The organism is Vibrio sp. B1REV9, from assembly GCF_905175395.2.
Taxonomy (GTDB): Bacteria; Pseudomonadota; Gammaproteobacteria; order Enterobacterales; family Vibrionaceae; genus Vibrio; species Vibrio alfacsensis.
On record NZ_HG992745.1, the window covers coordinates 1,740,394 to 1,756,508 of the forward strand.

The window sequence follows — 16,115 nt, forward strand, 5'->3', positions numbered from 1 at the left end:
CCTTAACAAGTTAAGCAATTAAGTTTTGCTTGTTAGTTGTAGGGTGTCCCTCTAGCGCGTATAGGAGTGTTTTATCAGGAACAACGTGAAGTTGAAACTGGTCGCTAGAGGGCTCAGATAGAGGTTTAAATTTTCTTAAGATGAACAATCAGTGCCGATTCTGGATCGAGAATCGGAAGCGTCACCCCAATTTCCCTTAAGTTATCGCCACTTAGCGTCAGAGTTTTGTCTAGCCATTGCGGACGTTGCTTCATTAACTGGAAGCTGGTTTTTGGCATTTCAACAATCTTGATTTCGTAACGGGCGTTTTCATCCGCACAGCTGACGCGAAGTGGAGATGGCAGCGCATGATTTGGCATTGCCAACTGACACACCGTAATCAGCATCTCTTGTCCGTTCTCAACGCCATAGATGTTCTGGTTTTTATCCGCAGGATCGATGCGGAAAGTACGTCCCGAATGAAGTAAATCGCGATACTGTTTATGCAGTTGAATGTAATGAGCGAAAGCTTGTTTTTCTTCCGCACTTTCTTTTACTGGATCGAGCTCTACCCCCATGTGACCACTTAACGCTGTGACGCCACGCATATTGATCGCATGGCGACGATTGGTCGAGTGACACTCTGCTGGACCAATGTGAGCGCCCATGACTTCAGGAGGGAAGAAGTAGCTCATACCACGTTGAATTGCTTGACGTTCCAGCGCATCGTTACAATCAGAAGCCCAGAAACGGTGAGTGCGTTTAAGGATTTCAAAATCAATACGACCACCACCGGATGAGCAAGACTCAATTTCAACCGCAGGGTGAGCGGCTTGAAGTTCGTCTAATAGGCGGTAAAGTGCTTTAGTTTGGCCATGCACAGCAGGTTTACCTTGATGCCCTGGTTGAACCAATTCACGGTTCATATCCCATTTTAGGTAGCCGATGTTGTAGCGAGTCAGCAAGTCATTCAAACGCTCAAACAAGTAGTTGAAGCAATCTTGGTTTTGCAAATCCAACACATATTGCCAGCGACCTGAAGGTTGATGGTAGTCTTGCAGGCTCAATACCCAATCAGGATGTTGGCGATAGAGATTAGAGTCTTGGCTAACCATCTCTGGCTCAACCCAAAGACCAAACTCCATGCCTTTGTTGTTTACGTGCTCGATAACAGGCTCTAGACCATTCGGGTACTTCGTTTCATCCAAGTACCAGTCACCAAGCGCTGCGCGTTCGCCATCACGACCAATGAACCAACCATCATCAATGATGAAGCGCTCGACACCCATCTCAGCGGCTTCGGTTGCCATCTGCATGATGTATTCAGGTTTGTGATCGAAGTAGATGCCTTCCCATGTGTTTAAATGAACAGGACGAGGCTTGTTGTTTGGAAATTGAATAATATTGGCACGAACGAACTCGTGGAATCGCTCTGATATTCCATTCAAACCCGAGTTACTGTATGTCGCATAAAGCCATGGTGTTTGGTAGGTTTCACCGCTTTGTAGACGCTTTTCACCAGACAGTAGCAGTTCACCTGCTTGAACAAAGCGGCGACCATCGCTACGAACGTCGGCACGAAGTTGGTGGTTACCACTCCAACCAAGATGGAAGCCCCAAACTTGTCCCAATTGTTCACAAAAGCCATTAGTGCCCGCGAACAAACCTGGGAAGTTTTCGTGAGAAGTGCGACCACGACGGTTTTCTTGCATAAAGCCACCATGCTCAAAGCTCAAACGCTGAGTTTGAAACTCATGGCACCAGCGACCGTGGAACGTCATCAGCTCGTTTGCATGGTTAGGAAGTGGCAGGGTAGAGGAGAGCTTACCCAAGCAATACTCACCGGTAGTCGTGTTTTTTACGGTGATGCGTTTTTGTACCACATCACTGTTCAAGTCCAGTCGTAGCTCAATCAATAATTCAAGACCAGCAATGTCATCTTGCAGAGTAAATGTCGCGCTGTTGTCATCGTGCTCAATGGATGTGGTTGTGAACACTGGAGCCCAGTCTTCGCCATTGCGATGCCCCTCGATACCTGGGGCATTAAAGTGACCGCTGCCTAACTCAGGGCATAGTGATAACGGTACATCGACATCAAGGCGAGCTTGAGAAATTGGACGCTCTGTCGAAAGCAATAAATCAGGATCAATTTGAGCGATTTTTGCGCCCCAATGAAGAATTTCTGGTACACGATCGACTTTAATGATCATGCTGTGGTTCTTTGATTTTAAGTGAACAATTTTCTGCATCATATTTCTCTGTTTTCGCAAACATGTAATTTGAATTAATGATGCGCTCATCTGGAATTAAATCGATTGTTAAGCCTATATTTTGTGATTTTAAGCAGGTTATGGAGTTGCTTTTTGTGTGCTAGATCTTGTGTTTTCGGAAACATTTTTTTGTGTTTTTACGACATGCTTCACGAGAAAGTTTTATTGAATTTGTTAAAGTAAGAAGAATATAAATAAAACCGACTAGGAGAGAGCGTTGGCCGTTACTTTTAAAGACGTCGCACGTTTAGCAGGGGTATCTACTCAAACCGTATCTAGAGTAACGAATGGCGCTGATAACGTCGCGGAGGAAACTCGAAAGCGCGTAAATGATGCCATCAAAAAATTGGGTTACGTACCCAATAAAGGTGCACAAATGTTGAGTCGAGCGAAGTCGCGGATCATCGGTATTGTCTCTTTGGATATCTCACTGCACGGTGTGGCTCTTATTGCCAATGGCATTCGTACTCAAGCACATGATATGAATTACGCGACGGCGCTGGCAGTGTTAGGTGACAACTCAATTGAGGAATTTCGCGGTGCAATTAGAGAGCTCATTGCCCAACAAGTTGATGCCATTATTATCAACGCTCCGGTAACCAGAGAGATGGCAGAGACCCTAGTGGAGCAGTTTAGTCAGCTCACGCTGGTTTTTATTGATGTACCAGAAGGGACGCCCGTTAATTCTCTCAGTTCTGATCATAAGGCTGGGGCAAATTTAGCGGTCTCCCATTTGATCGAGCACAAGCGCGAATCCTTTGTGTGCATTTCTGGCCCTAAGGCATCTACTGCTTCTCAGATTCGTTACCAAGAATGGCAATCCCAGATTCAGAAATATGGATTGGTGCAAGCAGCGTGCTATGAGGGAGATTGGCAAGCAGTCAGTGGTTACAACGCAATCAAAGATGCTGTGCTAAAAGGCGTGCCTTTTGATGCCGTATTAGTGGCGAATGACCAGATGGCACTTGGTGTATTATGTGCACTGTCAGAGGCAGGAATTAATGTACCTAAAACCGTGTCTGTGGTTGGTTTTGATGGTATTCAAGACAGCCAGTTTTTCTCACCCCCTTTGACAACGGTTAAGCAAGATTTTAATGAACTTGGACGTAGGGCCGTTAAGTTAGTGTTGAGCCAGATGGAGAGCGGGGAAAACGTTGTTTCAGAAGTATTGCCTGTTAGTTTGGTTGAACGACAAAGCACATCGACAAAGGCGGATACACTTTATGATAAGCAAGAAATACTCGTCCATCTAGAAAATATCCGCCGATTATTGCCTTAACCATTAGGTTAGATTTCGCTTTGGCTTTCCAATACTTTTGCTTCATTGGTGATGGCTTTCACCATTCCTTTGAAGATAAATAGGTGTGCTGGCATCATGGCAAACCAATAGAGTAGCCCTAAAAAGCCCTGTGGATGCCACCATGCAGTGATGTCGAGCTCTCGTTCTTCACCATGATCTTTGATGGTGATTTCTAAACGACCAAGCCCTGGGCCTTTCATGCCAAAAAACAGAGATAGGAATTGGTTTTCTTCACAGCGAATGACTTTCCAGGAGTCAATGAAATCCCCCACCTTTAGTTGTGGTCCCGGTGGTGAAACTCGAATGGGCTTCCCACCACCAAAGAAGATATCGAGCCATTCGCGGGTGCGCCAAAGAATGTTAGCAAAGTAATAGCCTTTTTCAGGGCTCCCGATCTTTTGCGCGACTTTCCAAAGTGATTTCGCAGAGGCTTTTGTCTTGATGCTTGCTCCTGCTTGTTTTGGATAGTACCCGTAGCCCGGTTGCCAACGTTTGAGTGCTGCTGGTTCAAATCCCCAAACGTTACTACGGACAAAAGTCCCTTCCGTTGCGATGGTGTCTTCAACGGACTGCTTGTAGCTAATGAGCTCTTGTGGGAATCGCTCGTGAATGGCCTTGGTATCAGCAATGTAGTCGTGCTCCAAGCCAGCAAGTAATGCTTTGCCGATATTGGCTGGTACAGAGGTGACAAGCGCTAACCAGTAAGAGGCCATTTTAGGTGTGAGCAGTGGCGTTGACCAAAGTCGGTAAGGTTTTTTCGTGATCTTACAAATGACTTCAAATTGCTCACGATAACTTAGTGTATCTGGACCACCAACTTCATAGATTTCACTTTCTGTTGGTTTGGTTTCTGCCAATTCAAGCAAATAGTGATTGAGGTTGGGTAGGGCGATTGGGTTGGCTTTGGAGTCGACCCACTTGGGTGCGATCAAAACGGGCAAGTTGTACACAAAGTCGCGCATGATCTCGAATGCCGCAGAACCGGGACCAATAATTACGCCAGCTCGAAGTTCAGTAACAGGCACACCGGCTTGGCGAATGATTTTTCCCGTTGCTTTGCGTGCTGCCAAGTGTTGAGAGTTGCCGGTTTGAGGCTGAATTGCACTCAAGTAAATAACGTGTTCTACACGACTTTTCTCAAGCGCATTTTTGAAGTTCTCTGCGAGATTTAATTCGTATTCAACAAAGTCGTGACCTTGCGCCATACCGTGCACGAGGAAGAACACCAAATCAAAATCATTCACGACTTCTAGCGTCGCTTTTACATCGGCGAGGTCTAAATACGTGAGTGTGAGGTTAGGGTGTGGATGAGTTCGCGATTCCAAATAGTCAATATGACGCGCCGCTGCCGTGACAATGTAACCTTTATCGAGTAGTTGCGGGAGAAGTTGTGACCCGATATAGCCGGAAGCCCCAAGTACCAACACCTTTTTCATATTAAATCCTTTTATTGCTGGTGGAAAAAACACCGCCGCGTATAATCATGGGACATTTTCTCCTTTCTATCAATAAGTTGTCGTCGGAGTAGTCATGACTTTTTTCTCACAATTGCTGACTCATGCGGATAAGCCATTCCTGCGACGACTGTTTGCGATTGCACTACCGATTACACTCCAAAGCATGATGTTCTCTAGTAGAGGCTTAGTGGACGTATTGATGTTGGGCCAATTGGGCGAAGCGGAGATTGCTGCGGTTGGCGTCGCGGCAAGGGCAACGTTTGTTACTACGATTATGCTTGTTGGCGTGACGACGGGAGGCGCGCTTTTAACGGCCCAGTATTGGGGGGCCGGTAATAAAGTGGGTGTACGACAAAGTACGTCACTGACTTGGATGATTGCAATGGCGTTCGCCGTGATGACAGTCATCTTCTTTATTTTATTCCCTGAAGCAATCATGAAATTGACCACTGATTCAACTGAAGTTATTCACTTAGGGGCTGAATACTTGGTGATTTCGTCCGTCAGTATGTTGGCTGTTGCGTGTGTTGCCAGTATGGCGGTGGGACTTCGCGCTATGCATCAACCGGGATTGAGTACCTTTTTCAGTGGCATTGGTATAGCCTCGAATATATTTCTGAATTGGATTTTGATTTTTGGTCATTTGGGCATGCCTGCAATGGGAATTAAGGGTGCGGCTATTGCGACGGTCATTAGTGGTGCAATAGAAGTAGGTTGCCTGTTTGGTTATCTTTGGTTTACTCAGCACACCATCGCATTTGGCTTTGAGGACATTCACGCCAGTTTAGTGATAAATAGGATCAAGCGATTCCTTACGCTTTCTCTTCCGACCACGTTTAACTTTTTAGCATGGGCTGGTGGTTTATTTGCCTATCATGCCATCATGGGACAGGCAGGGGTTCAAGGCCTTGCCGCATTATCGGTCATGACGCCGGTCGAATCTTTAGCGTTGGCGATGATGATCGGGTTGTCCAACGCAGCGGCGGTAATGGTTGGTAATCAGTTGGGGGCAAACAATTATGGCCCGGTATATTACCAAGCGTGGGCTACTGTTATCTTGAATTTATTGATAGCGATAGTGGTCGCTGGATTACTGCTTATCTCGAATCGACTGATATTGGATGCATTCAGTGCACTGACAACAGAAACGCGTCACTTAGCTGAGCAGTTTATGGTGATCTTAGCGGTAGGCGTTGTACTTCGTTCTGTGCCAATGATGGCGATTGTTGGTGTACTTCGTGCTGGTGGTGATGTTAAGTTTTGTTTGTATCAAGATTTGGTAGCTCAATGGATAATCAGCATCCCACTTGCCGCGTTTGCTGCCATCTATTTAGGCGTTGAGCCTCAATGGGTTTACTTATTGTTTTTAAGTGAAGAATTGGTCAAATGGGGCGTCTCTTTGTATCGCATATTAAGCCGCAAATGGATGAATAATCTTATCGGGGATTGAGGTCTGCCACGAGAACCGTTTTATTTGTAGGCGGACGCTGTGATCTGTCAGTCAAAATGCTTTCTACTGTACGTGTTTTAGTGTAGATTCTGACACCAATTTCAAATACCAATTGAGTGGCAAATTAATGTTAAAACTGTCAGACCTATGCAAAGGCTATGTAGACGGGGGAGAATTTCATCCTGTACTACAAGGGGCAGAATTAACGTTACAACAAGGTGAGCAAGTCGCATTGATGGGGGAGAGTGGCTCTGGGAAGAGTACACTACTTAATCTTATAGCAGGACTTGATACCGCAGACTCTGGGAAAATTCAGTACCCAAACTTTGCTATGCATGATGCGCCGGAGAATCAACGAACAAAGTACCGCCGCAATAACATTGGTAATATCTTCCAGCAGTTTAATTTACTGCCTACGCTAAATATCGCTGACAATATTCGTTTCTGTCGCCAATTAAAAGGCTTACCAGAAGATAAAGGTTTGTGGCGCCAAATCCTTTCTGCTCTTGATCTCATGCCATTGCTTGGACGTTACCCTGAAGAAATTTCTGGTGGTCAACAACAGCGTGCAGCTATTGCTCGTGCTTTGTACATGGAACCGAAGATTTTATTAGCGGATGAACCAACTGGCAGCTTGGATGAGCGAAATGCAGAAGCAGTAATGCGACTTTTGACCAGCTTGGCTCGTCAGTTAGATTGTACCTTGTTGCTTGTTACTCACAGTGAAAAAGTGGCTGAACACATGGAAGGTCGTATTCGTCTTCAAGGGGGGCAACTGCATGTTATGGCCCGTAGTTAAGGCACTACTCGGTCATTACCGCCGTTATCCTCTACAAATTCTACTTGTTTGGCTTGGTTTAACATTAGGCGTGTCACTGCTAGTCGGTGTGACATCGATTAACCAGCATGCCAAACAAAGTTATGAAACGGGTGAAAAACTTTTTTCCAATCCTCTTCCGTATCGCATCCGCACTAAACACTCCGCGAATAAAATTCCGCAAGGGTTTTATATTCAATTGCGTCGCGCGGGTTTTAACCAGTGTGCGCCTTTCGATACTTTGCATCTTGAATCTAAAGATGACTTTGGTTTGACGCTTGTTGGTGTCGATCCTGTTGCGCTTTTGCCTCTACACCAAGGCAAATCAATTAACGAATTGCCATTACTTTCGTTAATGAAGCCACCTTATCCAATATTAGTGAGCCAAGATTTAGCCTCGTACATGACGTGGCAAGATGGAGACTTTATTGAGCTTAATGATGGCAGTCAATTAGGGCCATTAAAAGTCGATACGAATCAAATGCTCTCTGGTATTCGACTGGTTTCTGATATTTCGTTACTTCGTATGCTTAAGCGCAGTTCTGGGTTATCAGCAATTGCATGTGGTGAGATGCCAGAAGAGAAAGTTCTCGCGTTAAAAGAAAAACTGCCTAGCGGGATGGTTTTAGTGCGCAGTAGCCGTAGTGAGCTACAAGCACTGACGGATGCATTCCATATGAACTTGACGGCAATGGGTATGCTCTCTTTCCTAGTAGGTCTGTTCATTTTCTATCAAGCAATGTCGCTGTCATTTATCCAACGCCAACGTTTAGTGGGCATTTTGCGTCAAACTGGGGTAACAGGCATCCAGCTTACGCAAGCATTGTTACTTGAACTGCTTATTTTGGTTCTATTTGCATGGGCTTGCGGAAACTTCTTTGGTTTGATTCTCGCGAATGAATTGATTCCAGCGGTTTCATCCAGTTTAAGTGATTTGTATGATGCCAATGTTGGCTTAACGATAGGTTGGTCTTGGGAGTCGAGCTTATACAGTTTGGCCATGTCATCATTGGGTGCATTGCTTTCTTGCTTATGGCCGTTGATCCGCTTACTTAAAGCACAACCTATTCGTTTGTCTTCAAGGCTCTCGCTTATGCGCTTTGCTGGCAGAGAGTTTTCTTGGCAGGCTTTAGCTGCTTGCGCACTTTGTGTTGCTGCCATTGCGGTTTATCAAGCGCCTAAAACGCAAGAGTCCGGCTTTACGATCATTGCGCTTATGTTAGTCAGTGTTGCGCTATTTATGCCATTTTTGATGTGGCATATGTTCCAAAGCTTCTCTTATTCTATGCGTTGGGTTCGTGTTCGCTGGTTTTTCTCTGATGCGGCGGCAAGTATGAGCTACCGAGGTGTTGCGACGATGGCGTTTATGCTAGCGCTAGCGGCGAACATTGGTGTCGAAACCATGGTAGGCAGCTTCAGAGATACGACTGATAAATGGCTTAACCAACGTTTGGCGGCGGATATCTATATTTACCCAACCAATAACTCAGCAGCACGAATGAGCTCATGGTTACAAAAACAGCCGGAAGTTGATGAAGTTTGGTGGCGTTGGGAAAAAGATTTTCCGACGGAGCGAGGTGCGCTTCAAGTGGTGAGTACAGGGGCATCGGAGGGAGAACTTGATTCGCTTACCGTTAAACTTGGTGTACCGAACTACTGGTATCACTTACATCACTCTAAGAGCTTGATGATCAGCGAGTCGATGGCATTGAAGTTGGATCTTCGCCCTGGTGATTACATTGATTTACTCCCTCCACTTGGCGGTGGTTGGCAGATTGTAGGGGTTTACTACGATTATGGTAATCCTTATAACCAAGTGATGATGTCTCATCGAAACTGGCTGTCAGCGTTTGCCGGTTCAGGTAACGTTGGCTTGGGTGTTGTTCTGCAAGAGAACGTGAATGGAGATGGGTTAAAACGACGATTAGAAAGTGTCTATCGTTTACCTCAAGATCGTTTGTTCGACAATAACAATATTTATAACCAAGCGATGCGGGTGTTTGACCATACGTTCGCGATTGCTGGAACGCTTGGCAATATTACCTTGATCATTGCTGTTTTTGGCCTATTTTTTGCGACATTAGCGGGAGAGCTGTCTCGTCAACGACATTTCTCACTATTACGTTGTATGGGCGTATCAGGCAGGGAGCTTGTTGCTTTGGGAGGCTTGCAGTTATTCGTATTTGGCACTATTTCTGCAATTGTCGCCGTTCCGCTTGGCTTAGCGTTGGCACACCTTATTGTTGATATCATAATTAAACAATCATTTGGGTGGTCATTAGAGCTTCAAGTCATACCGTGGGAATACGCACAGACGATTGCTTGGGCAATGTTAGCGATCATGTTAGCAGGGGCACTTCCTGTCATCAGAATGATCAAGAGCACGCCAATGAAGTCGCTAAGGGATGCGCTGTAATGAATAACATGAAGCAGAAAAAAATCTTTTCTATCTCTGCATTGGTTGTCATTGCTTTCATTATATTGATTGGTGGAGCGTTCTATTTAACCCTTTGGGCTGAAGCGACTGCAACAGAAGAAAGCGAAATCAGCGCGGTATTGAAACGAGAAGAAAGGACGGTTTTTGATCCTGTTTTGCCGAGTGAACACGTGTCATTACCAGAAGATTTTCGTTTTCATCCTAACTACCAGCATGAATGGTGGAATTATTTTGCGAAACTTCAAGATCAAGATGGCCATGTTTACAACGTACAGTGGAGCTACTTTAGAGTTGCGACCGATGAACGTGATACGCGTGGTTGGCAAAACCCACAGCTTTTTATCTCTCATATCATTATCAGCCGTGGTAGTCATATTTGGCGAGAACAACGCGTTGCGCGTGGTGGAATAGGCCAAGCAGGGATGAGCAATCGTCCGTTTCGATTGTGGATAGATAACTGGTATTGGCGTGCGTTAGGCACGACGCCATTTCCTGGGCAGCTTGAAATTTCAACCGACACATTTGGTCTAGAGTTAAATACCACGACCAATGGACCGTTTGTGGTTAATGGCGATAAAGGCTTTCAGGTTAAGCATGCATTGCTATCTGTTTCATCTTTTAGCTTTAGTGCTCCGTTCCTAAATGTAAAAGGGACAATAACACTCAATGGTCAGCCCATTTCTGTGACAGGTTCTGCATGGACTCAAAAAGAGTGGGGCAGCGGCTTGATCGGGGAAGATCAACAAGGTTGGGATTGGCTTGTATTCAATTTAGATGATGGTAGAGCACTGACGGTAAGCCGTTATCGACAGAATGGGCAAGTGCCACATCTATTTGGCACGCTTTCAACCCGTTCTGGCACGGTGTTTAATTTAACTGAGAAAGATTTCAGCATCACACCGATGCAAGTGACCAGCCTAGCAAATGGGCGACGAATACCTTTGCAATGGATTGTAAACGTGCCAAAACATGGTATCAACCTAACGACACGGATCAGTAAATCCGATATGTGGCAGCCATTTCTGATTCCTTATTGGGAGGGGCCGATACTTGCATCGGGCTCCAATGAGGCGTGGGGATTTATGCAGCTAACGGGGTACTGATTTAAGATTTAAGCCGCCATGTAAGGTGGCTTTTTTAGGCATGGATGACATTAACTTCATCCAAAATAACATTTAAATCACGAAAATTAATCACATATTACATTAACTTAATAGTAGTCTATGTGTGCAATTCGTTTGATAGGGGAGACGAAAAGGACTTCAAGTATTTATGATGTTGTTGGAAAAAACGATGTATCGTATACAAAGTATCGGAAAAAACGAACTTTATACTCTGAACAAGCGATTATTCTTAAATTTTCCACAGCTATAAACTCTCATCATTCTTTGTTACTCGTTTATTAAGATAATAAATATAAGGGCGAAACCATGAACGATGTCATTCGTGACTTTTTCAAAATGGAATCTGCAGGTGGTATTCTTCTAGTGATTGCAGCGGCAATCGCAATGACTATTGCAAACTCACCACTTGGCGAAACTTATCAGGCAATGCTGCATACTTATGTGTTTGGTATGTCAGTCTCTCACTGGATCAACGATGGCCTTATGGCTGTGTTCTTCCTATTAATCGGTCTTGAAGTGAAGCGCGAGCTACTTGAAGGCGCATTAAAATCAAAAGAAACAGCTATCTTCCCGGCGATCGCAGCGGTAGGCGGTATGTTAGCTCCGGCACTTGTGTATGTTGCATTTAATGCAGGTGATCCAGAAGCGATTTCAGGTTGGGCAATCCCAGCCGCGACAGATATCGCATTTGCGCTTGGTATTATGGCGCTATTAGGTAAACGTGTGCCTATTAGCTTGAAAGTTTTCTTGCTTGCGCTAGCGATCATTGATGACTTGGGTGTTGTTGTCATCATCGCATTGTTCTACACAGGCGATCTATCAACGATGGCTCTAGTGGTTGGTTTCGTCATGACTGGCGTCCTGTTCATGCTAAATGCGAAAAACGTAACTAAGCTGACGCCATATATGATAGTAGGTGCCATCCTTTGGTTTGCGGTATTGAAATCCGGTGTACACGCAACGCTTGCGGGTGTTGTTATCGGCTTCTCTATTCCGTTGAAAGGCAAAAAAGGCGAACACTCTCCACTGAAACATATGGAGCACGCGCTGCATCCATACGTTGCGTTCGGGATTCTTCCTCTATTTGCATTTGCAAACGCGGGCATCTCACTTCAAGGTGTATCAATGTCTGGTTTGACTTCAATGCTTCCATTAGGCATTGCTTTGGGACTGCTAGTTGGTAAGCCACTTGGTATCTTCACCTTTAGCTGGGTGGCAGTGAAAATGGGGATTGCGAAGCTGCCTCAAGGCGTTAACTTCATGCATATCTTTGCAGTATCAGTGTTGTGCGGCATTGGTTTTACTATGTCGATCTTCATTTCTTCACTGGCCTTTGCGAATGTAAGCCCAGAGTTTGATACCTATGCTCGATTAGGTATCTTGATGGGTTCAACGACAGCGGCGATTCTTGGCTATGCTCTGCTGCATTTCTCGCTACCAAAGACAGCAGCTGAAGAAACCGCAGAAGCATAATTACACAGAAATTAATCATAAAACCTCCTTTGATAGGAGGTTTTTTTATGCCTGAAATTTGTGAAACGTCATCAAATTTGAACAGATAACCGTACAGCAAACTGTACCAAAACATGCCTCAGAGCATGGGAGTAGTCATCGTTACTGAAAACAAACGGCTGTTAAAAATGGTTACCGAAAGCCAATAGTTACTGAAAATCAATAGTTACTAAAATCAATAGTTAGGAGAGCTAACGGCTAGAGAGATTTAACGGTTAGGAAAACGAATAGTTAGGAAAGGGTCACACTTAGGCAGTAATGGACATCAGGTAACAATTAGCCTGTCACAGAAGAAGCGGCGAAAAAAAGCCCAGACGAAAAAGTGTCTGGGCGGATACAAACATAGGAGTTAATAAGAAAAAAGCAGCAGTGTAACCATTAGATTGAAACAAGTTCGACGGCCAGTAAAACTCTAAATGCCCTAATCGTTACAGTTATTCAGACCGAGCGATTTCCAAACAGTTCCAATTTTTTTAAAAGTTTTTTTGATTAAAGAATATCTGCTTGTAATTCATTAGTTTGGAAGCATCGTTGATTTTCTGGTCGGACCAATTGCTGAAAATGTGATGTTAATCATTTGTTAACTTATAGTTTCAAGGGTATATTTTCAAACAGTTGTTTAATACGAGTGATTGAAATGGCCCCGAGAAGTACAACTAAAGAAAAAATACTCGATGTTGCGGAAGGACTGTTTGCAGAATACGGCTTCAATGACACATCGTTAAGAACGATCACAGGCAAAGCAAATGTGAACCTTGCATCAGTTAACTATCATTTTGGTGATAAGAAAACATTGGTTAGAGCGGTGCTAGATAGATACTTAGAGGCTTTAATGCCCAGTATTAAGACGTCGTTAGTCGAGTTAAATACGCGCGATTCTTACAGTATGGACGAAGTATTTGAATCTCTGCGTTTACCACTTAGAGCACTGAACGACGTAAGACCAAATGGAACAGCGTTGTTTATGTTGCTGATTGGGCGAGGTTATACAGACGTGCAAGGACATCTGCGCTGGTTTGTTAGCACTCGATATGAGGAAGTTTTGAACCTGTTTTTGTTGTCGATTAAGAAAGCCAGTCCTGATTTGACCGAAGAGCAGCTTTTCTGGCGATTACATTTCACGCTTGGTACCTGTGTATTTACCATGGCATCAAGTCAAGCGTTAACAGAACTGGCTGAGAGTAAGTTTGATAAACAAGTGGATGCAAAATCAGTGGTTGATTTACTCATCCCTTACTTGTCCGCCGGAATGTCAACGAAGTAGTCATTGAAAGACGTATAAGAATAACACTATAAGCAACGACAGAATTAATAATAAGACCAGCCGCATGCGGTAAAGTGAACAAAAGGATCTGAACTATGAGCTCTCTACGAAGAAAATGGATTAGTGACCCAGCTTTTAAAGTTTTTAAGAAAGTGCTGCCACCACTATCAAGCACCGAAAAAGAAGCGATGGAAGCCGGTAGCGTTTGGTGGGATGCAGAGCTGTTCTCGGGTAAGCCAAATTTTACTACGCTGCATCATTATCCAAAACCGACGTTGTCTTCTGAAGAACAAGCGTTCATGGACAATGAATTAGAAACCTTACTTGAAATGTTGGATGACCAAAAAATCGTCAAAGACGATCGAGATCTTCCGCCGAATGTATGGGATTTCTTGCGTAAAGAGCGTTTCTTTTCCTTGATAATTTCTAAATCGTATGGCGGTCGTGAGTTCTCTGCACTTGCGAATTCCACCATTGTTTCTCGTATTGCAACTCGTAGTATCAGTGCTGCTGTTTCTGTCATGGTGCCTAATTCACTCGGTCCAGGTGAGCTGCTTTCACATTATGGTACTCAGGAGCAAAAAGACTATTGGCTACCACGACTAGCCGATGGTACGGATATTCCTTGTTTTGCGTTGACTGGCCCAGAAGCGGGATCAGATGCGGGCGGCATTCCTGATCAAGGCGTTGTATGTTATGGCATGCACGAGGGGAAAGAAGTTCTTGGTATCCGTGTTAGCTGGAATAAACGCTACATTACACTTGCACCAGTGGCGACTGTACTTGGTCTTGCCTTTAAGCTTCAAGATCCAGACGGTTTATTGGGTGATAAGAAAGACGTTGGTATTACGTGTGCACTGATCCCGGCAGATCACGATGGCGTCGAAATCGGAGAGCGTCATGATCCACTAGGTTCGGCTTTTATGAATGGCCCAACACGCGGTAATGATGTTTTCATTCCAATGGATTGGCTAATTGGTGGTTCAGAGTACGCAGGAAAAGGGTGGCGTATGCTTGTGGAGTGTCTCTCTGCGGGCCGAGGTATCTCTCTGCCTGCTCTTGGAACGGCAATTGGCCACCTTACTACGCGCACCACAGGGGCATACGCATATGTTCGTAAACAGTTTGGTATGTCTATCGGTAAGTTTGAAGGCGTCGCGGAGGCGATGGGCCGCATTGGTGGTTTGACTTATCTGTTGGAAGCAACACGAACGTTGACGACTACTTCGTTAGATTTGAAAGAAAAACCTGGGATCGTTACCGCTATTGCGAAATACCATATGACGGAAATAGCGCGTACGATTTTAAATGACTCTTTTGATATTCACGCAGGCCGTGCTATTCAAGATGGTCCGATGAATTATCTTGCGAAGCACTATTTAGGTATTCCTGTAGCGATTACGGTTGAGGGTGCAAATATCCTAACGCGTAACTTAATGATCTTTGGTCAGGGTGCGACGCGTTGTCATCCATATGTGCTTAAAGAGATGGAAGCCGCAGCAAACCCAGATGCCAATGAAGGCGCCAAAGCGTTTGATGAACTGCTGTTCAAACATATTGGCCATGCGACAGGTAACACCTTTGGAGCGCTAGGCGCCGCATTGACGGGGTCGCGTTTTGTCAAAGCGCACATGAGTGGGCCAACGCAACAATATTACAAAGACATCACTCGTCTAAGTCGCGCGCTAGCAGTAAGTGCTGATTTCGCTATGCTGACATTAGGCGGAGACCTAAAGCGTAAGGAAATGATTTCTGCACGCCTAGGTGATGGTCTAAGTTACCTTTACATGGCATCCGCTGCGCTTAAGAAATACGAAGACGAGGGTCGTCAGCAAGGCGATTTAGATTTTGTACACTATGCCGTTCAGTACTGTTTATACAATGCAGCTAAGTCACTAAATGAAGCTTATTCTAACTTCCCTGTAAAGTATGTTGGTGGTGTACTTAAAGGCTTGTTGTTCCCGCTTGGGAATCACTTTGAAGCGCCGAGCGATGAGCTTTGTGTGAAGCTCGCTGAAGCGATGATGACGCCAGGAGCGCAGCGTGACCGCATGACACACCTTTGTTATATCGGAAAAGAAGAGGATGACAGCGTTGGCTTGATGGAGCGTGCGTTCTTAGCTATGTACGAAGTGAAACCACTTGAGCGCAAGCTGATGAAAGCAGCGAAAGATGGCAAAGTTGCACGCAAAGGTTTATTACATGATCGTTTGCAGCAAGCGTTTGAAGCGGGCGTACTGACTGAGCAAGAAATCGACCAGATCATGGCGGCGGATAAGTTGCGTTACCATGCGATTCAAGTTGATCATTTTAGTCACGATTTTTCAGAAGTTCGAACCAACGCTTCGAAGAAATCACACCTGAACTCTGCCGCATAAATATTAGGGTCAAAGATAACGAACAAGAGCACCTCCAATGAGGTGCTTTTTTGTACCAGATTGTCAGTGGTTAGTAGCATGAGTGCTCCAACCACTTGCATTTTCGCTGCATTTTTACAGAAATTAG

Annotated in this window: 10 protein-coding genes; 8 read left to right on the plus strand and 2 right to left on the minus strand. The window is 44.8% G+C overall.

Annotation, left to right across the window (positions count from 1 at the left end; genetic code table 11):
• Window positions 1–125: 125 nt before the first annotated feature.
• A complete protein-coding gene (locus KHN78_RS13525; protein WP_211916552.1) occupies window positions 126–2,228 on the minus strand; it encodes an alpha-galactosidase in 2,103 nt (700 codons plus the stop codon).
• 238 nt (window positions 2,229–2,466) lie between these two features.
• Between KHN78_RS13525 and KHN78_RS13530 the strand changes: the two genes are divergently transcribed.
• Complete coding sequence (locus KHN78_RS13530; RefSeq protein ID WP_211916423.1) at window positions 2,467–3,528, plus strand: LacI family DNA-binding transcriptional regulator; 1,062 nt, start codon at window positions 2,467–2,469, stop codon at window positions 3,526–3,528.
• A gap of 8 nt (window positions 3,529–3,536) precedes the next feature.
• Here KHN78_RS13530 and KHN78_RS13535 read toward each other — a convergent pair whose 3' ends face one another.
• Window positions 3,537–4,985: a DUF2867 domain-containing protein gene (locus tag KHN78_RS13535; RefSeq protein WP_211916424.1), complete on the minus strand. Its 1,449-nt coding sequence runs from the start codon at window positions 4,983–4,985 to the stop codon at window positions 3,537–3,539.
• A 94-nt stretch (window positions 4,986–5,079) separates the two neighbouring features.
• Here KHN78_RS13535 and KHN78_RS13540 point away from each other — a divergent pair, with 94 nt between their 5' ends.
• The 7 genes from KHN78_RS13540 (at window position 5,080) to KHN78_RS13570 (ending at window position 15,988) form a co-directional block, all read left to right on the plus strand.
• Entirely contained in the window at window positions 5,080–6,456 is a 1,377-nt protein-coding gene (locus KHN78_RS13540) for an MATE family efflux transporter (RefSeq protein WP_211916425.1), read from the plus strand.
• Window positions 6,457–6,583: 127 nt separating this feature from the next.
• On the plus strand, window positions 6,584–7,255 hold the full coding sequence (locus tag KHN78_RS13545) for an ABC transporter ATP-binding protein (protein ID WP_211916426.1): 672 nt from the start codon (window positions 6,584–6,586) through the stop codon (window positions 7,253–7,255).
• Window positions 7,236–9,689, plus strand: coding sequence for an ABC transporter permease (locus KHN78_RS13550; RefSeq protein WP_211916427.1), 2,454 nt, complete (start codon window positions 7,236–7,238; stop codon window positions 9,687–9,689). Before KHN78_RS13545 ends, KHN78_RS13550 begins: the two co-directional genes overlap by 20 nt.
• On the plus strand, window positions 9,689–10,813 hold the full coding sequence (locus tag KHN78_RS13555; RefSeq protein ID WP_211916428.1) for a lipocalin-like domain-containing protein: 1,125 nt from the start codon (window positions 9,689–9,691) through the stop codon (window positions 10,811–10,813). The genes KHN78_RS13550 and KHN78_RS13555 overlap by 1 nt, the downstream gene beginning before the upstream one ends.
• 327 nt (window positions 10,814–11,140) lie before the next feature.
• Window positions 11,141–12,307 (plus strand): Na+/H+ antiporter NhaA, encoded by a 1,167-nt coding sequence (nhaA, locus tag KHN78_RS13560; protein ID WP_211916429.1) that lies wholly within the window; start codon window positions 11,141–11,143, stop codon window positions 12,305–12,307.
• A gap of 676 nt (window positions 12,308–12,983) precedes the next feature.
• Entirely contained in the window at window positions 12,984–13,610 is a 627-nt protein-coding gene (locus KHN78_RS13565; RefSeq protein ID WP_211916430.1) for a TetR/AcrR family transcriptional regulator, read from the plus strand.
• Window positions 13,611–13,705: 95 nt separating this feature from the next.
• On the plus strand, window positions 13,706–15,988 hold the full coding sequence (locus tag KHN78_RS13570) for an acyl-CoA dehydrogenase (protein WP_211916431.1): 2,283 nt from the start codon (window positions 13,706–13,708) through the stop codon (window positions 15,986–15,988).
• The last annotated feature ends 127 nt before the right edge of the window (window positions 15,989–16,115 follow it).

Bases quoted from the DNA above. Each gene is read 5' to 3' on its own strand.
- KHN78_RS13540 (WP_211916425.1), top strand. From the start codon at position 5,080: ATGACTTTTTTCTCACAATTGCTGACTCATGCGGATAAGCCATTCCTG.
- KHN78_RS13535 (WP_211916424.1), bottom strand. From the start codon at position 4,985: ATGAAAAAGGTGTTGGTACTTGGGGCTTCCGGCTATATCGGGTCACAA.
- KHN78_RS13565 (WP_211916430.1), top strand. From the start codon at position 12,984: ATGGCCCCGAGAAGTACAACTAAAGAAAAAATACTCGATGTTGCGGAA.
- KHN78_RS13525 (WP_211916552.1), bottom strand. From the start codon at position 2,228: ATGCAGAAAATTGTTCACTTAAAATCAAAGAACCACAGCATGATCATT.
- KHN78_RS13555 (WP_211916428.1), top strand. From the start codon at position 9,689: ATGAATAACATGAAGCAGAAAAAAATCTTTTCTATCTCTGCATTGGTT.
- KHN78_RS13570 (WP_211916431.1), top strand. From the start codon at position 13,706: ATGAGCTCTCTACGAAGAAAATGGATTAGTGACCCAGCTTTTAAAGTT.
- nhaA (WP_211916429.1), top strand. From the start codon at position 11,141: ATGAACGATGTCATTCGTGACTTTTTCAAAATGGAATCTGCAGGTGGT.
- KHN78_RS13550 (WP_211916427.1), top strand. From the start codon at position 7,236: ATGTTATGGCCCGTAGTTAAGGCACTACTCGGTCATTACCGCCGTTAT.
- KHN78_RS13545 (WP_211916426.1), top strand. From the start codon at position 6,584: ATGTTAAAACTGTCAGACCTATGCAAAGGCTATGTAGACGGGGGAGAA.